Here is a 24,310-nt window from a genome sequence, read left to right as displayed (position 1 = left end):
ATAATGCTTTTTTCAGCGCAATAGCACCATATTTCATGATTTTTAGGAATAAAAAACACTAATTTTGCAGGAACAAAATGCTGGGAAATTATGTTGGGATTAAAATTAGCTACAGACCCTAGATGGGTAAATATCGTAGAGTCGAACATCGAGGAAATTTTAACGGATCATGCTTGGTGCGAACAAAAAGCCGCTTCAAATGCAATAAGTATTGTTACCTACAACTCTGAATTAGAGGAATTAGTAACCGAAATGCTCGTGATTGCCAGAGAAGAACTAGAACATTTACAAATGGTCCATGATGTGATAAAGAAACGCGGACTTACTTTAGGACGTGAAAGGAAAGACCATTATGTAAATGAACTTTTTAAATTCATGAAAAAAGACGGAAGCAGAAGAGATGCACTTTGCGACCGATTATTATTCTCTGCCATGATTGAAGCCCGAAGCTGTGAGCGTTTTAAAGTTCTTTCTGAAAACATTAAAGACGAAGAATTAGCTAAATTCTATCGTGATTTGATGATTTCTGAGGCCGGACATTACACTACTTTTTTAGGTTTTGCCAGAAAATATCAAGACAACATCGACATCGATAAACGATGGAAAGAATGGATTGAATACGAAGGTTCTATTATTACCAATTATGGTAAAAAAGAAACTGTACACGGATAAATTACACTTTTTTTTGACCCCCTTTTTTATATCTAAATACCATAAATTCGCTATGCAAAAAAGTAAATCCAGATCAATCGTATTTAAAATTGCGAAGTATTTCGGAATAACTTTCGTCGTTATTTTAGGATTATTATTTTTAACGCCTATCGTTTTTGAGGATCAAATTAAAGAACAGATCAAAAAAACAGCTAATGAAAGATTAAGTGCAGAACTTAATTATTCTGATGTTTCGGTTTCGTTTTTCCGCCATTTTCCGTCGCTTACTTTAACATTAGACAATTTAAGCTTAAATGGTTCGGCTCCATACAAAAACGAAAAATTCATAACTGCCAAAGAGGTTTCTTTCGGAATAAATGTAGCCAGTTTGATTTTCAGTAAGTCGGTAAAAATTGATCAGATTTATTTATCGGATTCTTTTATAAATGTAAAAGTGAACCCAAACGGAGAAGCGAATTACAACATCTATAAATCACAAGAACAATCTACTCAATCAAAAGACAGCTCTGAAGCTGCTTTAAAACTAGAACGAATTGAGATTTTAAACAGTAAAATTATTTACGACGATAAATCTACAAAAGTACATTTTGACGCTCTTGGCTTTAATTATTTAGGAAAAGGCGATTTGAACAAAGCCGTTTTCGATTTATACTCAAAAGCTAAAATTGAAAAATTAAATATCGTTTATGAAGACGAACCTTATTTAATGAATAAAAAAATTGATGCCGATTTAATTACCAAAATAAACATCAACTCTCTTTCTTTCTTTTTCCAGCAAAACAACCTTAAAATCAATCAGCTTTTGGTCGATCTTAAAGGAAAATTTGACATTTTGAAAGATGGTTATAATATGGATTTTGTTATTAAATCCGACAACAGCGATTTATACGATGTATTTACAGCATTTCCTCCAAAATATATTACCTGGCTTTCGCAAACTGAGATAAAAGGAAAAACAAATCTTCTTTTTACATTGAAGGGCAAATACATAACCTCGCAAAATATTGCGCCAGATCTGAATTTAGACATAAAAATAAATGACGGATTTGTAAATTATAACAAAAGCGCATTTCCTGTCTCAAACTTAAATTTAGATATTAAAACAAAAGTTCCTTCTCTCAATCCTGATCTAGTGATTGTTGATGCTAAAAACCTGTCTTTAAACATTAATCAAGATTATTTAAAATCGAAGTTTTTAGTTAAAGGTGCAAACACACCAAATATTAATGGAGATTTTAAAGCCAAAATTGATCTTGAAAAATTAACTAGAGCACTCGGAATCCCTGATATTCAACTAAAAGGAACTTTAGTAAGTGATGTAAAAGCGAACGGAGTATTCGATCAAAAAAACAAACGTTTTCCGGTTACAAACGGTAAAATGGATTTGAAAAATGGATATTTAAAAACTCCATATTATCCAAATCCAATTACTAATATTACGATTAACTCTAAAATTGAAAATCAAAAAGGCACTTTTCAAGATTTAAAAGTGAATCTAAAACCAGTTGAATTTACTTTTGAAGGCAAACCTGTTTTTGTTCAAGCAGACTTAAGTAATTTTGATGATTTGACTTATGATGTAAAAGCAAAAGGCGAATTGGATGTAAATCGCATCTATAAAGTCTTCTCGCAGAAAGGACTTGACTTAGATGGTTTTGTAAAAGCCGACTTGGTTTTAAAGGGAAAACAAAGCGATGCCGAAAAAGGAAATTACAGCAAATTACACAACAAAGGAACTCTTGAATTAAGAAATATCGGAATTGCTTCAGAATATCTTCCAAAGAAATTCATTATCAAAGAAGGTATTTTCAAAATCAATCAGGATAAAATGTCGTTTAATAATTTCTTAGCTGCTTACGGACAGTCTGATTTTAAAATGAATGGATATCTCCAGAACGTTTTCAATTACGCTACAACCAATACTGGCATTTTAAGAGGATCTTTTAAAGTTTCAGCGCGCTACATCAATGTTGATGAATTTATGTCTGCCACAGATCCAAATACTTCTGTAACACAAAATTCTGCACCTAAAGCAGCAACAAAATCAGCAGAAAGCAAACAGACCGGCGTAATCATTATTCCAACAAATCTAAACTTACAGTTATTTGCCAATGCTGAAAAAGTAAATTTTGACAAGCTGAATCTTCAAAATGCAGCTGGAAATTTAAGCATGAAAAATGGTAAATTAACCATGCAGAATACTGGTTTCAACTTAATTGGATGTAATGTTTCTATGAATGCCAATTATCAAGCGGTAACGCCTCAAAAAGCAAATTTTGATTATTCAATTAAAGCTGCCGATTTTGACATTAAAAGAGCATACAATGAAATAGAAGTTTTTAGAAAAATGGCCAGCGCTGCAGAAAAAGCGCAGGGAATTGTTTCTTTAGATTATCAGCTAAAAGGCCGTCTAAATGGAAATATGGATCCCGTTTATCCTTCACTTGTTGGCGGCGGAACTCTTTCTGTAAAAGATGTAAAAGTGAGAGGATTAAAAATGTTTAATGCGGTAAGCAAACAAACGAACTCGGAATCTATGAAGAATCCCGATGTTTCAAAAGTTGACATTAAAACTACCGTTAAAAACAATATTATAACCGTAGAACGTTTTAAATTTAAGTTTGCAGGCTTTAGACCAAGAATTGAAGGCACAACAAGTTTAGATGGAAAACTAAACTTAAAAATGCGTTTAGGACTGCCTCCGTTTGGCATTTTCGGAATTCCGCTGACTGTTACAGGAACTCAAAACAGTCCAAAAGTAAAAGTAGGTCGCAAGACTGAAGATCTAGAAGAAACTAAGGATACGGAATAATAAATTTCAATTTAAAAATTCCAAATTCCAATTTAAAAAAATACCCTATAGCCTTTGTCAAAGTTTAAACTTTGACAAAGGTTTTTTTTGCGCATTGTCATTGCGAGGAACGAAGCAATCTCACGTGCTAAATCCCAGTTAACGATCTTGCTAGTGAGATTGCTTCGTTCCTCGCAAAGACCAATCTTTGTCGTGTGATGGGCGTGCTTCTTCCTTTGTCCGACCTTAAAATTTTTAGCTATAAGACAACGAAAACATCTTTAAAACAAAAAACCCGTTCGCCTTCGCGAACGGGTTTTGTAAAAAGTAATCTTTGATTATTATGCCTCGAAAGGAATAATAGATACATAAGATTTGTTATCTCTTTTCTTTTGGAACTTAACAACTCCAGCAACTCTTGCATGAAGAGTGTGATCTTTACTAATGTAAACGTTTTCACCTGGATTGTGTTTTGAACCTCTTTGTCTAACGATGATGTTTCCAGCAATAGCAGCTTGACCACCATAAATCTTAACGCCTAAACGTTTTGATTCTGATTCTCTACCATTCTTCGAACTACCGACACCTTTCTTGTGAGCCATGACGTATGAGTTTAAATATTGTTATTATTCTTTAGTAGCTTCTTTTTTTGCTTTTGGAGCTGCTGCTTTTTTTGCTTTTGGAGCTGCTTCAACTTCAGCTGCTGGAGCATCTTCTGCTACAACCGCTTTTTTAGCTGCTGCTTTTTTAGTTCCACCTGCTGCAGTAATACCTTCAATTACAATTTGTGTAAGATATTGTCTGTGACCATTTCTTTTTTTGTATCCTTTTCTTCTTTTCTTTTTGAAAACGATAACTTTATCACCTTTTAAGTGTTGTAACACTTTAGCTTCTACTGAAGCACCTTCTATAGCTGGGGCGCCTAAAGTTACGCTTCCGTTATCGTCTAATAAAAGAACTTTGTCAAATGAAACACTTGAACCTTCTTCGTTAGACAAACGGTGAACATAAACCTTTAAGTCTTTGCTTACTTTAAATTGTTGCCCTGCTATCTCTACGATTGCATACATACCAAATTGATTTATTGATTTTTAAGGTTGCAAATATACAATTTAAAATTTATTGTGCAATCTATAAAAGCAAAAATATTTTTACCGCAAAAAGCGCTGTATTTCAAGCACTTTAAACCTGAATAAAGCCTTTATTCGAAGTAAAAGATTGTTAAAATAGCCGTAAATTAAAAACAAATCTTTAATTGATAATTAAAAAAAACTATTTTTGATGTAACTAAAATAAACTCTGGTCTACCTACTCTTGTTTGATAGATAAAATTATTAATCTTTATGAAAAAATCAATAATGATGTTAAGTGCTGCATTAATGCTCGGCGGAGTGGCTCATGCTCAAAAAGTAGCTTTTGAAGAATACAATCTAGACAATGGTCTGCATGTTATTCTACACAACGACCCTTCTGCTCCAGTTGTTATCACATCGGTCATGTATCATGTGGGATCAAAAGACGAACGTCCTGACAGAACTGGATTTGCACACTTTTTTGAGCATTTATTATTTGAAGGAACTCAAAATATTAAACGCGGCGAATGGATGAAAATCGTTACTGCAAATGGAGGCGTTAATAACGCCAATACATCTGATGACAGAACCTATTATTATGAAGTTTTTCCGTCTAACAGTTTAGAACTTGGTTTATGGATGGAATCTGAAAGATTAATGCATCCTATTATTAATAAGATTGGTGTTGAAACCCAGAACGAAGTTGTAAAAGAAGAAAAAAGAATGCGTTACGATAATCAGCCTTACGGAAATATTCTGCCTGAGGTTAAAAAGAACATGTTCAAGAAACATCCTTATAGATGGACAACTATCGGATCTATGAAAGATCTAGATGCTGCAACTCTAGAGGAATTTCAAGCCTTCAATAAAAAATTCTACACTCCAAACAATGCTGTTTTGGTTGTTGCGGGAGATTTTGATAAAACAAAAACAAAAGAATGGATTCAGAAATATTTTGGACCAATTCCAAAAGGAGAAGAAGTTAAAAAGCAAACTTATACCGAAGATCCAATTACACAGCCAATTAAAGCAACTTATGAAGATCCGAACATTCAGATTCCGATGATTGTTGCTTCGTACAGAACACCTTCGATGAAAACTAGAGATGCTAGAGTTTTAGATTTAATTTCTTCTTATTTAAGTGATGGAAAAAGCTCTAAATTGTATAAAAAGATTGTTGACGACAAAAAGATGGCGTTACAAATTGGCGCTGTAGGATTTAGCCAGGAAGATTATGGAATGTACATTTTATATGGTCTGCCAATGGCTCCAAACACAACAGCAGATATCTTAAAAGAAATGGATGAAGAAATTGTAAAAATTCAAACTGATCTTATTTCTGAAAAAGATTATGAAAAACTACAAAACAAATTCGATAACAACTATGTAAACGCAAATTCAAGTGTAGAAGGAATTGCAGAAAATCTTGCTTCCTATTATTTGCTTTATGGCGATGTTAATTTAATTAATACTGAAATTGACATTTATCATTCTATTACGAGAGAAGAAATTAGAGAGGTTGCCAAGAAATATTTAAATCCAAATCAACGCTTAATTCTAGATTATATTCCTACTCCTAAATCTCAAAACTAAGAATATCGAATCATGAAAAAAATATATACTTTTTTAATCCTTTTATTCCTAACTGGAATTATGCAAGCACAAGATCGTCCACAACCCAAACCAGGCAATTCGCCAGTAGTCAACATCAAAAAACCGCAAACCTTTGTTTTGGCAAATGGCATGAAAGTTTTGATCGTTGAAAACCATAAGCTGCCTCGGGTAAGTTTTACACTTACTTTAGATAATGCGCCATTTACAGAAGGAAGCAAAAAAGGAGTTGATGAATTAACGAGCAGTTTAATCGGAAACGGAACTAAAAAAACCACTAAGGAAGCTTTTAACGAAGAAATCGACTTTTACGGAGCCAATATAAATTTCACTTCGCAAGGTGCTTATGCAAGCGCACTATCAAAATATTCTGGACGTGTTTTAGAACTTTTAGCCGAAGGCGCCTTACAGCCTAATTTTACGCAGGTAGAATTCGACAAAGAAAAAGCAAAACTACTTGAAGGACTAAAAGCTGACGAAAAAAGTGTTCCTGCAATTTCTAACCGAGTTGTTGATGTTTTAGCCTTTGGAAAAAATCATCCTACAGGAGAATATCTTTCTGAAGAAACAGTAAAAAATGTAACTCTTGCAGATGTTCAGAATAACTACAGCACTTATTTCGTTCCTGAAAATGCTTATTTAGTTATAATTGGAGATGTCAAATTCAAAGAAACAAAGACAGCGGTAGAAAAATTGTTCAGCGGATGGAAAAAACAAAATGCTCCAAAAAACAATTATCCTGATCCAGTTAATCCTTCAAAATTACAAATTGATTTTGTAGATGTTCCAAATGCTGTTCAATCTGAAATCTCATTAGTTAATACTCTTAATTTAAGAATGAGCGATCCAGATTTTTTCCCTGCTGTTATTGCAAATCAAATTTTAGGAGGTGATTTCAATAGTTATTTGAACATGAATTTACGCGAACAGCACGCTTGGACATACGGTGCCAACTCAAGCATTGGAAGCGGAAAATATGTAACGAAATTCAAAGCTTCATCTGCAGTTAGAAACACCGTTACAGACAGTGCTGTTGTTCAATTTATTAAAGAAATAAAAAGAATTCGCTCTGAAAGAGTTGATCCAGAAGTATTGCGAAATGTAAAAGCGGGATATATAGGAAGATTTGTAATGCAGGTTGAAAAACCGCAAGCTGTTGCACGCTATGCTTTGAACATTGAAACAGAAAAACTTCCAGCTGATTTCTACGAAAAATACATTCAAACAATAAACAATGTTACGGCTGACGATATTTATCGCGTTGCAAACAAATATTTCCTACTAGACAATATGCGTATTGTAATTGTTGGAAAAGGTTCTGATGTAATTTCGAGTTTAGAAAAATTACAAATTCCGATTTTTTATTTCGACAAATTTGGAAACCCAATCGAAAAACCTGCTGTAAAAAAAGAAGCACCGAAAGATATTAGTGCAAAAACGGTTTTTGAAAATTACATCAAAGCAGTTGGCGGAGAAAAAGCGGTTACCTCTGTAAAAACACTTTTTATGAATGGCTCAACAACTATTCCGCAAGCTCCTAATCCATTGACTTTTATTTCTAAATTAGATTCAAAAGGAAAAATGATGGTTTCTCTTTCAATGGGAACCATGAATTTAATGAAACAAGTTGTAAACGAAAAAGGTGCTTATGTTGAACAGCAAGGTCAAAGAAAAAATCTTGAAGGTGAAGATTTGGCCGAAATGAAAGCAAATGCCGCTCCCTTTGAAGAATTACAGCTTGTAAAAAGAACTGATTTAAAAGTAGAAGGAATTGAACCAATAAACGGAAGCGACGCGTATGTTATTAAAGATGGTAAAACAACTTATTACTACGATGTTAAATCAGGTTTAAAAACTGCTGAATCTAAAGTTCGCGAACAAGGAGGAAAATCAGCTGCACAAATCACTAATTTTAATGATTATAGAGAAGTAAAAGGAGTTAAAGTTCCTTTTAATTTAGTTCAAAATGTTGGTTTTGAATTGGATATCAAAATGTCTGATATCAAAATTAATGAAGGAGTTTCTGAAGCAGATTTTTTGTAGTAGAAATTCAAAGCTATAAAGATTCAAATAAGCAAAGGCTCTGAGCTACTAAGCTACTAAGCTACTTAGGTTCTAAGATTTAAAAGCTGTGTCAAAGTTTAAAACTTTGACACAGCTTTTTTTATTTTTGCCAGGTTGAACGATGTCGAAGCCCTCAACCCCAAACTCATAACTCATAACTCATAACTCAACTCAAATCACCTTTTAGCCGATAAATAAACGCCAATTAAAATTATAAATGCACCGAAAAACTGAATTGGAGTCAGCATTTCGTTATCTAATAATCCCCAGAAAAAAGCGACGATCGGAATTAAATATGTTACAGACGTAGCAAAAACCGGCGATGACATTTGAATCAATTTAAAGAAAAGAATATTCGCAATTCCAGTCCCCAAAACACCCAGAATCATTACAAAAAATATTGAATGCTGGGTTTCAGCAAAATGTACTTTTTGACTAATATCAGTAGTGCTTAAGATAATTAATGCCGGTAGAAAGAGAACCGCAAAATTCCCAGTTGTAATGCTTATGGAATTTAGATCGTGTAAATATTTTTTAATTAAATTGACATTGATTGCATAACTCAAAGTTGCGATAACTACCAATAATACGTATAAATAATTCTGTCCTGACTGCGCAGAATCGCCAGTTAAAACCAAAAGCAGACAGCCAACAAGACCAACAAAAACTCCTAAAACTTGTTTTTTCTGAAACCGAATTCCGAAAACTATTATCCCTAAAACTAGAGTATTTAAAGGAGTAAGCGAATTTAAAATAGCAACTATTGAACTATCGACTTGAGTTTCTGCAATAGCAAAAAGATAAGCCGGCATAAAAGTTCCGAAAAGCGAAGTTACAGCAACAAACTTCCATTGACGGCGAGAGATTTTTTTCAGACTGTTAAATCCTATAATCAATAAAAATAAAGCAGCAAAAATAATTCGGAATGATCCGACTTGAATTGCAGTCAAACCAACTAGTCCTCTTTTGATTAAAATAAAGGAGCTTCCCCAAATAAGAGAAAGAATCAATAAATATATCCACTTTAACTGCTTTGTATCCATAAATCGCATTTTACTGCAAATTTGTAATAATTTTGCGAACTTACCTCTGTCTTTTTATTAATTTTGCAAGAAAGAAATCGCAAATTAAATTTATATATAATGAAAATTTCAAAAATTTTAATCGCCGCAACAATTGCTGGTTTAGCATTAGTCGGCTGTAAAAAAGAAGAAGATAAAAGTCTTCAAGTTGTAAACGCTGAAAAAAGCGCTCCAAAAGAACATAAAGCAATTGCTGCTGAAAACCTTCAAACAGCAAGTTTTAAAATTGACGGAATGACTTGTGCTGTTGGATGTGCTAAAACTATCGAAGAAGAATTAGCAAATCTTGATGGAGTTGACAAAGCTTCTGTAGATTTCGATAAAAAAACAGCAACAGTAAGTTTTGATAAAACAATTCAAAATCCTGAATCTTTGACGAAAGTTGTTCAAGAAACTGGAGACGGAAAAACATATAAAGTTTCGAATTTTAAGTCTTAAATTCAAACATTTAAACATTAAAAAAGCTGTTTATATTTATGTAAACAGCTTTTTTTACTCTCAGTAATTAGCTTTATTCCTTTGCCTCTTTGTTTCTCTGAAGCTTTAAAAAAACTATTTCCACTTCAATGTTTCCATCAAACGCTGCATGTCGTTTTTAACATAACTCGCCGCAGGCATAATTGAGTCAAAATTTGGTTTTGCATAAAAATAAACAGAACCTATTAAAAAGTGTTTGGTGCTGTCTGTAACGTAGAATTGCGAATTAGTAGCTGCATTTCCATCTACTTGGTAAAACATTCCATAAACCTTCTTTTGTGGATTTATATAAGGCTGTTCTAAAATATCGTCGGCTTTAATTACGTGTTCGTATGTCAGTTTTTGAGCGTCACGTAACAGCTTATTAATATTTCCATTTACAGGCTTGTATGTCAAATAAATTGTCGCTTTCATTTTTGGATAAGTAATCGCAAAACCGCAATCTTTTTCACCTTTTATAACGGCGTCTTCATTCATTTGAAAAGCAAACGGACAGTTGTTCTCAAAATTCACGTATTTTGCTTCTGGATAATCTAATCGCAAGAAACTAGCTGGTTTTGGCAAAACATCGTTTTTACAGCTTAAAACCGTTAGTGTAAGCAAAATTGCAGTTATTGAAAGTATTCTATTAGGCATTTTAATTTATTGTTACTTTTATTTGTTTTACGCGCTTTTTATCAACTGTTTCTACTGTGAAAATACAGTTTTCAAATGGCACTTTTTGATCTTTTTTAGGGAAATTACCCAAAATCTCCAGAATAAATCCAGCCAATGTTTCTGCTTCTCCTTTATGAGATTCAAAAGCATCTTCGTCAACATTTACAATTCTATAGAAATCTTTCAGGTTTATTTTTCCTTCAAAAAGAAAGTTATTTTCATCAATCTGTGAGAAGTTCAAATTTTCATCATCAAATTCGTCGCTGATATCTCCCACTATTTCCTCGATTACATCTTCTAGAGAAACTAATCCTGAAGTTCCCCCGTATTCATCGACCACAATTGCTAAATGACTTTTCAAACTCTGGAAATCTTTTAAGAGATTATCAAGCTTTTTATTCTCTGGAACAAAAAAAGCTTCTCGAATCAATGAATTCCATTCAAATTCCTCTTTATCAATATGAGGAAGCAGATCTTTTACAAAAAGTACTCCTTCAATTTGATCAATATTATCCCGATAGATCGGAATTCTAGAAAATCCTTTTTCAATTATTTTAGGATAAATAGACGCAAAAGATTCTGATATTTCTAATGCAAAAATATCGATTCTAGGACTCATAACCTGCTTTGTATCAGTATTTCCGAAAGAAACAATTCCTTCTAAAATTTTTTGTTCTTCTGTTGAAGTTCCTTCAGAATCTGTCAGCTCCAAAGCCTGCGAAAGCTGATTAATCGAAAAATTATTCTTTTGTTTTCCCAATTTATTTTGCAAATATATAGTAAGCGAACGCATTGGCAAACTTATAGGAGAAAGTATCTTATCTAGAAAAGCCAGCGGATACGCAACACGTTTAGCAAAACGCACGCTGTTTCTACTTGCATAAACTTTAGGAATTACTTCACCAAATAGAAGAATAAAAAAAGTAACTAAAATTACTTCAAGCGTAAATTTAAAAGCAGGCGAACTCACATCTTCAAAGATATTCTGTCCTATATATGCAAATAAGATAACTACTCCAATATTGAAAAAATTGTTGGCTACCAATAGTGTAGCAAGAAGTTTTTTGGGCTTATCTAATAAATTGGAGATAATTCTACCCTTTGCCTGATTATCGTTTAAAGTGTCGTCGATATCCTGCTGTGACAAAGAAAAAAGAGCTACTTCGGCACCTGAAACTATTGCCGAAAGAAATAGCAAAACAAATATTCCGACAAAACCAATAATTAAATTAGTGTCAGGATTTGTAATAAAAAGTAAACTGGGCTCCGGGTCCAAAATGCATAAAATTAGTTAAACATCTTTTAGAAAGGCAGATCATTAATCGGAAGCCCTTCATTTGCAGCATCAAAGTTAGTGTTTTTTGTTGATTCTGCCTCTTGATTTTGCTTGGTATGCGCAGTTTCTTTTTTGGTCGTCAGGAAAGTAAATTCTGTAACCTGAATTTCTGTAGTATATTTCGTTGTGCCGTCTTCTGCCTGCCACTGACGAGATTTTATTCTTCCTTCAACATATATCTTATCACCTTTGGAAAGATATTTTTCACAAATTTCTGCTGCTTTATTACGTACAACCAAGTTATGCCACTCTGTAGAAGTGATCTTTTCATTGGTTGTTTTATTGATATATACTTCATTTGTAGCCAGCTGAAAACGTCCGATGCAATTTCCTCCATCAAAATAATGCATCTTCACATCATCGCCTAAATGGCCAATGAGCATCACTTTATTTAATGTTCCGTTCATAGTTTTTGGTGGTATTTCTACCAAAGATACATTTTTTTAGCAAATTATTTCCTGCTTTTCTATAAATTTATAAATCACAATTGGAAAAGGAAAAGTTTTTAATTTTTCGGGATCAACTCCATTTTCTATTTTCTCTTTTATCTTAATTTTCCAAAACTGTATATGAAGATGCTGATGCGAAAGTTTATGCACTAATGTTGATGCCGCGCAATCTTCTATACCTATAATTGTATACGAGGGAAAAATTTCTTCTTTTGCGTTTTTTGAAACTACATCAAAATCGACTATTGACTCAGTTTCTAAGAGTGGAAATTCGTATAAATTATGCCAGATTCCCTTATCAGTTCTTTTTTGAATAAGTGTATTCCCTAAGGCATCTTCTAAAATCAAATAATTAAAATAACGATTTGAGACTTTTATTTTTTTTGTTTTTACAGGAAGCTGGTTTACTTTTCCTTTTTTCAGTGCCAGACAGCTATCGTTAAAAACACAAATCGAACAATTTGGGCTTTTCGGCACACATTGAAGTGCACCAAATTCCATAATCGCTTGATTGAATATAGCTGGACTATCTTTTGGCATTAATTCTTGGGCTAATGCAGCAAACTCTTTTTTAGCAGCAGGATTGGCAATATCTGTTTCAATATCAAAATAGCGTGACAAAACGCGAAACACATTTCCGTCTACAACAGGAACTATTTCATTATAGGAGAAAGATGCAATTGCTGCCGCCGTATATTCACCAACACCTTTAAGTTTTAAAAGCTCTTTATACGAATCTGGAAAAACGCCGTTTAAATCATTACTTATATATTGAGCCGTTTTATGAAGATTACGAGCTCTGGAATAATACCCTAATCCCTGCCAAAGTTTTAAAACTTTCTCTTCTGACGCATCTGCTAAATCTTTTACAGTAGGAAATTCCTTGGTAAATTCGAAAAAATAAGGCATTCCTTGAGCAACTCGTGTCTGCTGAAGCATAATTTCTGAGAGCCAAATTTGGTACGGATCGACCGTTTTTCGCCACGGCAAATCACGCTTGTTTCGTAAATACCATTTTATCAATATGTTATGAAAATCCATTGCAAAATACTTAGAATACAAAAGTAAATGTTTATGTAATTAAAATTTAACGAATTAGCTTGATTAATTATTTTTTTAATTCCTATATTTGCAAACTCAAAAAAATAGTACACCATTTATAAAATAAAATAGGAAAGAAAATGACGAAAGCAGATATCGTAGCGAAGATTTCAGAGAAACTAGGTCTTGAAAAAGGAGATGTTCAAGCAACAGTAGAAACTTTTATGGAAGAAGTTAAAACTTCTTTAGAAACTGGAGACAATGTTTACCTAAGAGGTTTTGGTAGTTTTATCGTAAAAACTAGAGCTGAAAAGACTGGAAGAAACATTTCTAAAAACACAACAATTAAAATTCCAGCACACAACATTCCTGCGTTTAAACCTGCAAAAGTATTTGTAGAAGGAGTTAAAACAAACAACGAAGCAAAATAATATTAATTAACATAAATCAGACACGATATGCCAAGTGGTAAAAAAAGAAAGAGACATAAGGTAGCTACTCACAAACGTAAGAAAAGAGCGAGAGCTAACCGCCACAAAAAGAAAAAGTAGTTTTAAACTACTTTTTTCTTTTTAAACGTTCATTGAAATTGGAATTTAGTCTCAGCAACAAGTCACAGTCCGCAGCTTAAAACTGGCAACTGAAACTGGAAAACTGTTAACTAAAATTCCCCCGGGTTCAATACCTGTTAAAATATTGTTTAATCCATCCTTGTAGAAGTTGATGGTTTTTGGTTTTTGGTTTTTGGTTTTTTCCAACAACTATCAACAAACAACCGACAACCAATTCACGGATAAAAATTTACAGTGTGAATAAAGAATTAATCATTAGATCTAGTTCTGAAGCCGTAGATTTTGCCTTATTAAAAGATGGAAAACTAATTGAATTACACAAAGAAGAAGAAAAAAGCAACTTTCAGGTTGGTGATATTTTTATTGCTAAAATCAGAAAACCAGTTGCTGGACTTAATGCTGCTTTTGTAAATGTTGGCTTCGAAAAAGATGCCTTTTTACATTATCACGATTTAGGTCCAAACTTAGCTTCCCAACTGAAATTCATAAAACTTGTAAGCGCAGGTAAAATAAAAGATTTCTCCCTAAAAACCTTTCAGTTTGAAAAAGAGATTGACAAAGATGGCATCATTACTGATATTTTAAGTGCCAATCAATCTGTTTTAGTTCAAGTAGTTAAAGAACCTATATCTACCAAAGGCCCAAGAATAAGTGCTGAGCTTTCATTGGCTGGAAGATTTATCGTTCTAGTTCCTTTTTCTGATAGAGTTTCTATTTCTCAAAAAATAGAAGACAAAAAAGAAAAGGATCGTCTAAAAAAACTTGTTCTATCGATCAAACCTAAAGGATTTGGTGTTATTGTTCGTACAGTAGCCGAAGGCAAAAACGTAGCCGAATTAGAAAAAGATTTGCAGAACCTGCTTGGCAGATGGTCTGCAATGTGTAAAAAATTACCAACTGCTCATCATCCATCAAAAGTATTAGGAGAGCTTAACAGAGCTTCTTCAATATTAAGAGATGTATTTAATGATACCTTCAGCGGTATTCAAATAGATGACGAAGAGTTGTACCATCAAACGAAGGAATATCTGCAAGAAATTGCACCTTCAAAACAATCGATTGTAAAGTTTTATCAATCAAATGATACTCCAATTTTCGAGAAATACAATATAGAGAGACAAATCAAAACTTCTTTTGGCAGAACTGTTTCCATGAGTAAAGGTGCTTACCTTATTATTGAACACACTGAAGCTCTTCACGTTATAGACGTAAACAGCGGCAACCGTTCAAATAAAGCAACCAATCAGGAAGATACCGCCATGGAAGTAAATATGATTGCCGCGGCAGAAATCGCAAGACAACTTCGTCTGCGAGATATGGGCGGAATAATCGTAGTTGATTTTATCGATATGTCTAATCCTGAAAACAGGAAAGTTTTGTTCGACTTCTTGCGAGAAGAAATGAGCGACGATAAAGCAAAGCATAAAATATTACCGCCGAGTAAATTTGGTTTAGTCCAGATTACAAGACAGCGAGTAAGACCAGAAGTTAATATAAAAACTAGAGAAGAGGATCCAAATAAAGTAAATGGTGAAATTGAAGCACCAATATTAATAATTGACAAGATCACTTCTGATTTAGAAAGACTTCTAAAAACCCACAATAAAGTTGTGCTAAACACACATCCGTTTGTGGCTGCATACCTCAGCAAAGGTTTTCCATCATTACGTTCAAAATGGTTTTTTGAACATAAGAAATGGGTGAAAATCATACCTCGTGACGCTTACACGTACTTAGAATACCATTTCTATGATAAAAAAGGAAATGTTATTTCAGAATAAATTAAAAACCGCCCCGATGCATCGGGGCGGTTTTTTTATGCATTATTATGAGGAACGAAGCAATCTCACTTAGTCATTATACATAAAATGTCACCCTGAGCGATCCCGAGGCTTCGGGAGAAGGGTAATCCAATTGGCACGCGGACTTCGACTTCGCTCAGCCTGACAAAAAGGTTGGAATTTGGAATTTTAAAATTGGAGTTTACTTTAAGTATTTATTCCCTAACAATCTCAATCCTTCTTCTAATTTCATTCCCAGAAGCATCTACAACTGTAATATAATGAATTCCAGTCGTTGGCGTAATAGGCAATTCGTGAAATGTTTTGGTTGTTGCTTTATAAACATCATCTACATACCAAAACAATTCTTTATCCCTTTCAGAATAGGCCACTTTTAAAATTACAGGCTGTACGTTGCTGTTAAAATCTTTGGTTAAGTAAATTTTACTGTTTGCTTTTGGATAAATAAAATCCATTGTTGTGGTTTGCGTTCCCTCGCATCCTTCTTTGAATGGCGGTAAAGGCAAATATTCAATATGCTGGCTTTTGTAATACCAAGCCATAACGGGAGGCAGTACAAACCAGTTTTTAGTTACTATATTTTCGATACTCTCACAACTGCTATTAACCTGAAATTGCTCTGTTTTATCTAAATGAATTGTTCTATGATACGGACAAACTTTTGTCGATTTTCCTTTTTTAGAAACCCATTGTTTGATTTTGGGACAATTTTCTTTTGCCAAATAACCACTTAAACGACAAACCTCAACTTCAGCCAAATCATTATAAGGGGTTTCAAACCATCTTTGCCTTGGTAATAAATTAAAAACGTCAAATAAAATAGGCGCTGCACTGGTAACTCCTGTTAGAGTGGGTCTTCCCTCGCCTGTTGCATTTCCAACCCAAACTCCAACTACGTATCTCGAATTTGTTCCAATTGCCCACGCATCACGATTCCCGAAACTCGTTCCTGTTTTCCAGGCAATTTTTAACGAACTGTCATAAAACTTCCACGCTTCATCCCCTTCAGGCCTGTTGACTTCTTCCATTGCATTGTATGTCAACCAGATTGATCCTGCACCTAGAATATTCTTTTGATTAGTTTCTGAGCCAAAATCAGGCTTAAAATCATTTTTATAATTTAATTCCGAGAACTCGTTGGTTCTATATTTTCCCTGATTTTTAGTATAATAATTTAATGTTGAAGATAGATTGGCATACGTTCGGCATAAATCCCATAAATTACTTTCAGCACCTCCCAAAATAAGCGACAAACCATAATGGTCGGGTGTTTTATTAATGTTTTTTAATTTAAACTTTTGAAGTTCTTCATAAAACTTATTTACTCCAAAATCCTGAAGCATTAAAACTGCCGGAATATTTAATGACCGTGATAAAGCACGATGCGCAGGTACAGCGCCATCAAATGTTAAATTGAAATTTTGAGGAGTGTATCCCGAAATCTGCGTTGGAATATCTGCTACTAAAGTATTTGGCAGTAATTCGCCGTCGTCCAACATTGCACCATATAAAAGTGGTTTCAAAATACTTCCTGTGCTTCTTGGCGCATCAATGATATCAACATCTTTCTGATGATCTGCATCAGCTGGAGAATTTCCCACATAACTTATTACATTTCTATTCTGGACATCTACTACCAAAATGGCAAGATTATGCACTTCATTCTGCTTGTACTGATTGTAATAATATCTTGCAATTTGATTAACCCGACTTTGCAATGCATGGTCAATTGTAGTTTTTACTCTTGTTCCTTCTTCATTTTTGGCCACTCTCTGCAATAAATGAGGTGCAATTTGAGGAAGATCATACGGCTTTTGAGGCAAAGGCTCTTCTATTGCAAGTTCATAAGTCTGCTTATCAATTATGCCTTCTTGATTTAATTTTAATAAAAGTCGGTTTCGTTTATTTAGTAATTTAATCTGATTTTTTCCAGGATAAATTAAACTTGGTGCATTTGGCAAAACGGCTAAAACAGCATTTTCAGCCCATGATAATTGATTGGACTGTACACCAAAATAACGCCACGAAGCCATTTCCAATCCCACAACATTTCCTCCAAATGGCGCGTGTGCAGCATACATTTCGAGAATTTCATTTTTGGAATAACCTAATTCTAATCGGGTAGCGAGAATAATTTCTACCAGTTTTTCAAAATAGGTTCTGTTTTTTCCTTTTCGGGAAAGTCTGATTACTTGTTGAGTTAAGGTACTCCCTCCTCTAACCACTTTTCCTGCTTTTCGGTTTTGCTTAAAAGCATTGATCATCGCACCTGGGTTGAAGCCGGGATGTTTATAGAAATATTCGTCTTCAAAATACACAATACACTTTTTGAATTTATCTGGAACACTATCCTGTGCAGGAAAACGCCATTGTCCGTCACGGGCAATTTTTGCTCCAAGCAACTCTCCTTCTTTGCTTTCTATAACTGTTGAATAAGGTTCTTTGAATAAAGTTCGGGGTATCGAAAAATAGTAAATCAGCAAGAGCAGAAATGCAATTGCTGATTTTATCTTATTCTTTTTTATCCAATTGATAATGCGCTGAAAGAACGCTTTTAATTTATTTTTCAATACTTGTTTTTTTTAACCGCAAAGTCGCTAAGTATACGCGAAGTTCGCTAAGTTTTTTTCTCGCAGATTCAGCAGATTTGGCAGATTTATTTTATCTGCTTGATCTGCAAAATCTGCGGGAAAATATTTTACCACAAAGTTTATTAGCCACAGATTACACAAATTAGCACAGATTTCAAAAATCATTTTAATCTGTATAATCTGTGGCTAATAAATTTTACTTCACAACCTCAACCCAGAAGCCTTTTGTTCTAGCTAAAAATGTATTATCGTACATTGCTTCGCATTGTAATCCCGGCAGGTAATAATTTCCTAAATACGATGCATTTAGCAAAATACGGAAAACTTTAGTTTCTCTTGCTTTCATTCCGAAATAGAAATTAGTCCTATCATCTCTAATATCAATATAATCTGCAATATTATTTACAGCATCTCCATAATCGGTAAAACGAGTATTTACAATTTCGAATCCTGAAGGCAGAATTTGCGATAATGCTACGTTTTGAACACTTTCTCCTCTTTGGTTTTTAATCGTAACCTCGGCAACAAATTCAGTTCCCTGATTGATTCTCGAAACATTAATTACGCTTCCTTTTCTATTTTTGAAGACAATAGAAGCGGTAACATCACTTTGAACTGCATTTTCTTGTCCGATAGGTAATATTCCTGTGTTCAATACACGAACATAAACCGTATTGGCTTTATTGTTTTTCAACGTAATGCTGTTGGTGCCAGAAGCTACAGACAAACTGCGGTCTGCAACCGATTTGCTTGTGTTTATTGTCTCTCCTTTTCCGTTTTTACTAAACTGAATATTGATTCCTTTTGGTCCATTGCTCACTGCAAATTTCGACATTGCATACAAGCAATAAGCGGTTGTCTGTGTACTCATCCACTGATTAGCCGACATTTCTTTGGCTAATTTTGTCGCTGTAACAAACGCCTTTTGTTTCTGATCTAAAAGAAGCATTGTTTCTAAAGCCATTGCTCTGTTTCTTTCACTTGAACCATAATAGTAATAACTGTACTCATCTGAGCTTCCATCAATACTTGTTCGTAAAAACAAACTTTGCCCCGCCGATTTTTGTCCTGCTAAAACATAAGCTGCAGCTAAACGAAGCATGCTTTCATTCGAAATGCCTTTTGTTTCTCGCAATCTGTTCATTGAAGATAAGTCGGCATTTCCTGCTAAAGCTAAAGTGTACAAACGATACGCCTGAGCTAAATCATTTCCGTATTTCGGTTCAAAACGCCATTGTTTCGCTTCTTTCTGCTGATAAGACAGCCATTTTGATTTGAAATTAATTGGCAATACATATCCTTTTTTCTCTGCTTCAATTAAGAAATGTCCAGCATAAGAAGTTCCCCAGTCGTCAGCAATTGCATTTCCTTGCCAGTAAGGCATTCCGCCATTTGACAATTGGAAATTACCCAATCTTGCAATTCCGGCCGCAATATTTTTCTGAATCAGATCTTTGCGTTTAGCATCAATATCGGCCACATCTCCCAAATACAATTGCGGGAAAACAGATGAAGTCGTCTGCTCTACACATCCATGAGGGTATTGAATTAAAAATTGCAACCTTCCATTCAAGTTCATTGACGGCATAGACGAAACTTCTAGTCTGGCCTTGTTACTTCCAGCAATACCAAAAGTTTTCCATGAAATTGTCTTCGTACTATTTGGCGTTAAAACAACATCTGTAAAAGTACTCGTAACCGGATTTGGATTCGTCATGTCGATTTCAACATCATAAGTTGATTTCTCACTTCCAGATGTTGCGATTACTTGAACTTTTGCAATTCCAGTTGCAGAACCCACTACCAGATTAAAATAAGCCATTTTTTCATCTGGCTGTGCAAAATTTAGTCTCTGAACCGCACTTCCCATTACTTTCAGTCCGTTGCTGGTTTTTACCTGAATCGAAACATTTTTGATTTTGTTTTCAGTTGCAAAAACTGTTACAGGCAATGTTACTTTTTCTGATGGCGAAATTTTTCTAGGCAACGAAGCCAAGACCATCAACGGACTTTTGACCTGTGTTGCTTTTTCTGCACTACCATAAGCGCTTGTATTCGCATCTCCCGCGACAACCATTGTTCGAACCGAACCAATATATTTTGGCAGTTTTAACTGATGTGATTTTGTTTCCCCTTTTCCTAATTTAAATGGTCCGTAATACAATACAACTGGTTTAAAACGGTTAGCCTTTTTAGCTTTTCCGCCTCCTAAATCCTGGTCACCACCAATACTAAAAATCTGATTTATTTTTCCGCCATAAGCTCCTATTACATCATCGTAAACATCCCATGTTTTTACTCCTAATGCTTCGCGAACATAGAAACTATCCCAAGCATTTGGCGTTTTAAAACGAGTTAAATCCAGAAGTCCTTCATCGACAACCGCAATCGTATACGTCATTTCTTTACCTGATTTCTCGCCTACTTTTACTGTAAATGGCTGTTCCGGTCTCAAAACATCAGGCATATTTAGGGTTGGTGCCAAAATGGTGTTTTTATCTACCACTTCAATCGGAACAATTCCGTACATACGAATTGGCGAATCGTTTTTGGTCGAAGCATGAGGTTGCAATAAAGTAATATTAAAATATACATTTGGCGCCATTGCTCCCGTAATCGGAACCTCAACTTTTGTTTCTCCACTTTTAGTTTCAGCCCAAATAGTCTGTACAACTCTTGATCCGTTTTCGATCGAAATTAAAGCACGTCCGCCTTCACTTGACGGGAAAGAAATCTGTGCTTTTTCTCCAACTGCATAGTTTTTTTTATCGGTAGAAAATACTAACATGTTGGCAGTAGAAGCATCTCTATTACGGGTTTTTCCAGACCAGATTGGCCAGTCGATATTTACGGTTAAAGAAGTCGCATGACCATCTTGCTGATCGGCAACACGAATTAAGTAACGTCCCCATTCTTCATCTGTCAAAGCAAATTGGAAACTTCCTTTTCCGCTAGAATCCGTATTGATTACAAATGTTTTGTATGAAGTTGTTGCATTCGAAGAATTATAATTTGATAAATTATCACTCGAAGAATCCCACCACCATCTCCAGTCTACTTTGTAAACTCTTACTTCGAGATTACGAACCGATTTTGGTCTTCCGTTTTCATCGACCGTCACCACTTCGAAACGATTGTTTGTTCTCGTTTCCAGCATGCTGTACTTGTTTAGTTCAGGCGTTTTCAACCCTACATAGGTTTTGTACGGAGAATAAGTTGTTGACATCACATCTGTACTAAAATCTCCTCCTTCTTCATATACTTTTGTAATGAATGAAGCGCGCAACATTCCTGGTGCCTGACCTTGTAATCTTGGCTGAATATTTACCGATGCTTTTCCGGTTTCATTTAATTTCCCAGAGAAAACATTAATTTCTTCTGTACTGAATTGGCGAGCTAAATCATCAAAAGTATATTTTTCATAGCCTTTAAAAGTGGTTGCCTGCTGAGAAAATTTAGCCTGCATTTCTACATTTAAATTCTTAGCAATTGCACCGTGAAGCCATGTTACTTCCAAATTATCTGTGTTTGGATACGAAGCCGAAAGTGTTTTTCTGCTAAATGTATTTTTAATTTTTAAACGATTTGGTTTGATCGTCTCAATCTTGATGCTCTTATAGAATTTTGCTCCTCCAACGCTTACCATTGCTTCCCAATTTCCTGTTGGCGCATCTTGGTTTGTTGGAACTGTAAAAGCATAATGATTTAAATCGTTCGTTTTTTGAACCGTTTGATAAACCGTTTTCCCATTCGGATCATTTAATCTGAATTTAATTGGATGCGATTTCGGCAATTTATTCGCTGCATCATTCAAAATAAATGACAAATACAAATTATCTCCAGGACGCCAAACGCCTCTTTCTCCGTAAATAAATCCTTTTAACCCTTTTTGTAAAGTCTCACCTGCAACATCAAAATTACTTACCGATAATGAAAGCCCATCATCCAACTTCACATAAGTAGATTGATCGCCTAAGGTAACAATAGCAAAATAGGCGAATTTATCCAATTGGAAAGATGCAATACCTTCACTGCTTGTAGCTTCTGTTGCTATTTTTTGCTGTTGGAAATTGTATAAATCGACCCTTGCATTTGAAACAGGTTCGGTTGTAACAATATTATTTACAGCAAATAAGTACGATTTATTTTCTCCTCTTTTGGCAATAACTCCCAAATCTGATGCTAGAATATTGGTTGCAATTCGAGCATTGTAATAGTAAGAACCTGTACAAGGATCTTGACTTTCCCTCCAATCATAATCATCATAATAGTAATAGTCGTCGTAAGAGTTTCCACTGTAGTTTACGTCATTTTCATCCACTTCTTCTTCCTCGGCTTCATCATCGCTATTATCTGATGTTTCACATTTGTAAAGCGAATATTTCTTTTTATAAACAAATTCAACTCTGTAAATCGCTCCTGGTTCGGGTTTAATAATTTTAGATAAATCTAAGGCATACGTATTCCATTTGGCCAGATTTACAAGCGTACTTTCTTTTAAATTTAAAGTGGTTTTAGCAATTGGCTGCGCTACTTTCTTGAGATTTTGTCCGCCGTTTAATTCATTATATTGAAGGAATTGCAGAATATTATTTTTGTAAATCTTGTATACTTTTACATCTACCGCACTTAGATTTACAGCTTCAAAATTCAGTTTTAAATTGTTGGAACTTGGCAGAATTGTACCATTTTTAACAAAACGAATGTTTGGTTTTATCTGATCAAAAGAAATTTTCTCGCTGTAGTTGTTTTCCAGTTTTTTACCATACTGACTTTCGATTCCTTGAAAAACTTCCAATAACAGTTCGCCAGTAACGACTTGTTCTGGTTCTTCGTCTGGCACATATTCAACAGCTTCTTCTACAACTGCGGCTGCTGAATCTACGGCAACCGCTGCTGAGTCAACCATAACTGCAGCCGAATCTACAGCAGCTACTGCAGGTTCTTCGGCAGCTACTTCGACTGGTTCTTCTTTTTTAGGCGCATTTTGATTGGTAAAATATACTTTAAGTAAATTCCCCTGTGTAGAAAATTTTAAATTATTCGTGTTTTGAATCGAAACCAATCCCGCAAAATCCTGACCTTTTTCTAAAGGCTCAGAGAAATTAATTAAAACCTGCTGATTGTTTCCGTCTGGAACTTCAACTTTTATAACCTTAAATTCGTTGATGCTCGTAATCGGGAAATCGATTTGCCCTTTTTGATCAATATCAAAATCACTTCCGTCATAGATAATTTCCAAATTGGAAGCTTCTGATTGACGCTGAATACTATCAATTATAAAACGAAATTCTTTAGCAGGACCAGCTACTTTCTCAAATTTAATTTTAAGATTATTCCCTTTCTGCTTCGCTTCAACGAGTTTTTGAGCGGTCTCAAAATCAATATTATCGGCTGTTTTTAAAACGCAGTTTAAATATTGGTATTCTTTGCTGTACGATTGAATATCGCCTGTGTTAATGGTAAAATCTTGTTTAACCGTCTTAACCGTAAAGTTAAATTTAGAAAGTTCTTTTTCTTTCTCTTTTGGAATGGCAGTCAGTTTATCTAAGTTTAAAGTAACTTGATATTCTGTTCCCATTTTAAGTTTTTTCTCTGGAATAAAAGCTAAAGTATTGGTTGAAAGCGCTACAACTTTACCGCTTACACTTGGCGAAATATCAAACAAATCATCATCTAATTCCTGATTAGGTTTCCAATCGTTTTTATTGAAAGCCAAAACCACACGAATATCAGAATCTGACGAAACGATTCCACCTGTAAAACTGGTAATGTAATCTTTGAATAGTGAAAAGTCAGAATTGAAATCGGCAGCGGATTTTCTACCGCAGGATTGAAAAATAAAAAACACAAAAAATACGAGACTGAAACCTTTTACTTTTACTTTCACTTTTATCTACAGTTAATGGTTAACAAATGAAGAATTACTATTTTTTACTAAATAAAGCAATAACAGTAAAACATTAATTAAATTGCGATAAAAGTAAATAATTTTTAGAGTTTTTTAAGAAGAAAATTCTCTAGTAATGATTATTTAACTTTTGTTGAAGTTTAAACACCTCTATTATTTTAACAAGGAGCCAATTTAGGCT

General features: G+C 34.3%; 16 protein-coding genes. 7 read left to right on the top strand and 9 right to left on the bottom strand.

Annotation, left to right across the window (positions count from 1 at the left end):
- Window positions 1-90: 90 nt before the first annotated feature.
- Both miaE and HYN86_RS07170 read left to right on the top strand, forming a co-directional pair.
- Entirely contained in the window at window positions 91-672 is a 582-nt protein-coding gene (gene miaE, locus HYN86_RS07175; RefSeq protein ID WP_057117541.1) for a tRNA-(ms[2]io[6]A)-hydroxylase, read from the top strand.
- A 52-nt stretch (window positions 673-724) separates the two neighbouring features.
- Complete coding sequence (locus tag HYN86_RS07170) at window positions 725-3,484, top strand: AsmA-like C-terminal region-containing protein (RefSeq protein ID WP_113677421.1); 2,760 nt, start codon at window positions 725-727, stop codon at window positions 3,482-3,484.
- A 320-nt stretch (window positions 3,485-3,804) separates the two neighbouring features.
- Here HYN86_RS07170 and rpmA read toward each other — a convergent pair whose 3' ends face one another.
- On the bottom strand, window positions 3,805-4,065 hold the full coding sequence (gene rpmA, locus HYN86_RS07165) for a 50S ribosomal protein L27 (protein ID WP_012023622.1): 261 nt from the start codon (window positions 4,063-4,065) through the stop codon (window positions 3,805-3,807).
- Window positions 4,066-4,089: 24 nt separating this feature from the next.
- Window positions 4,090-4,533, bottom strand: coding sequence for a 50S ribosomal protein L21 (rplU, locus tag HYN86_RS07160; protein WP_113677420.1), 444 nt, complete (start codon window positions 4,531-4,533; stop codon window positions 4,090-4,092).
- A 273-nt stretch (window positions 4,534-4,806) separates the two neighbouring features.
- On the opposite strand from rplU, the gene HYN86_RS07155 reads away from it, so the two are divergent.
- Both HYN86_RS07155 and HYN86_RS07150 read left to right on the top strand, forming a co-directional pair.
- Window positions 4,807-6,129 carry a M16 family metallopeptidase gene (locus tag HYN86_RS07155; protein ID WP_113677419.1) on the top strand — a complete coding sequence of 441 codons (1,323 nt, stop codon included), beginning with the start codon at window positions 4,807-4,809 and terminating at the stop codon, window positions 6,127-6,129.
- Window positions 6,130-6,141: 12 nt separating this feature from the next.
- Entirely contained in the window at window positions 6,142-8,190 is a 2,049-nt protein-coding gene (locus tag HYN86_RS07150) for an insulinase family protein (protein ID WP_205334637.1), read from the top strand.
- Between the two features lie 197 nt (window positions 8,191-8,387).
- On the opposite strand, the gene HYN86_RS07145 is transcribed toward HYN86_RS07150, so the two are convergent.
- Entirely contained in the window at window positions 8,388-9,254 is an 867-nt protein-coding gene (locus HYN86_RS07145) for a DMT family transporter (RefSeq protein WP_113677417.1), read from the bottom strand.
- A gap of 99 nt (window positions 9,255-9,353) precedes the next feature.
- Between HYN86_RS07145 and HYN86_RS07140 the strand changes: the two genes are divergently transcribed.
- Entirely contained in the window at window positions 9,354-9,731 is a 378-nt protein-coding gene (locus tag HYN86_RS07140) for a heavy-metal-associated domain-containing protein (protein WP_113677416.1), read from the top strand.
- 114 nt (window positions 9,732-9,845) lie between these two features.
- Here the strand turns inward: HYN86_RS07140 and gldD are convergent, their stop codons facing one another.
- Genes gldD through mutY form a run of 4 tightly spaced genes read right to left on the bottom strand, consistent with a single transcriptional unit; the run spans window position 9,846 to window position 13,253 of the window.
- A complete protein-coding gene (gldD, locus tag HYN86_RS07135) occupies window positions 9,846-10,406 on the bottom strand; it encodes a gliding motility lipoprotein GldD (protein WP_113677415.1) in 561 nt (186 codons plus the stop codon).
- Window position 10,407: 1 nt separating this feature from the next.
- Window positions 10,408-11,703 (bottom strand): gliding motility-associated protein GldE, encoded by a 1,296-nt coding sequence (locus HYN86_RS07130; protein WP_113677414.1) that lies wholly within the window; start codon window positions 11,701-11,703, stop codon window positions 10,408-10,410.
- 26 nt (window positions 11,704-11,729) lie between these two features.
- On the bottom strand, window positions 11,730-12,170 hold the full coding sequence (locus HYN86_RS07125; RefSeq protein WP_113679875.1) for a single-stranded DNA-binding protein: 441 nt from the start codon (window positions 12,168-12,170) through the stop codon (window positions 11,730-11,732).
- 36 nt (window positions 12,171-12,206) lie between these two features.
- Entirely contained in the window at window positions 12,207-13,253 is a 1,047-nt protein-coding gene (mutY, locus tag HYN86_RS07120) for an A/G-specific adenine glycosylase (protein WP_113677413.1), read from the bottom strand.
- Between the two features lie 140 nt (window positions 13,254-13,393).
- On the opposite strand from mutY, the gene HYN86_RS07115 reads away from it, so the two are divergent.
- Window positions 13,394-13,684, top strand: a complete 291-nt coding sequence (locus tag HYN86_RS07115) for an HU family DNA-binding protein (RefSeq protein WP_007805026.1) — start codon at window positions 13,394-13,396, stop codon at window positions 13,682-13,684.
- Between the two features lie 377 nt (window positions 13,685-14,061).
- Entirely contained in the window at window positions 14,062-15,606 is a 1,545-nt protein-coding gene (locus HYN86_RS07110; protein WP_035645529.1) for an Rne/Rng family ribonuclease, read from the top strand.
- Between the two features lie 215 nt (window positions 15,607-15,821).
- Here the strand turns inward: HYN86_RS07110 and pbpC are convergent, their stop codons facing one another.
- A complete protein-coding gene (gene pbpC / locus HYN86_RS07105) occupies window positions 15,822-18,197 on the bottom strand; it encodes a penicillin-binding protein 1C (protein WP_113677412.1) in 2,376 nt (791 codons plus the stop codon).
- A gap of 217 nt (window positions 18,198-18,414) precedes the next feature.
- Window positions 18,415-24,108: an alpha-2-macroglobulin family protein gene (locus HYN86_RS07100; RefSeq protein WP_113677411.1), complete on the bottom strand. Its 5,694-nt coding sequence runs from the start codon at window positions 24,106-24,108 to the stop codon at window positions 18,415-18,417.
- Window positions 24,109-24,310: the final 202 nt, after the last annotated feature.

The organism is Flavobacterium fluviale, assembly GCF_003312915.1.
Taxonomy (GTDB): Bacteria; Bacteroidota; Bacteroidia; order Flavobacteriales; family Flavobacteriaceae; genus Flavobacterium; species Flavobacterium fluviale.
The sequence above is the reverse complement of the archived record's forward strand: the minus strand, read 5'-3'. Positions and strand labels throughout refer to the sequence as shown.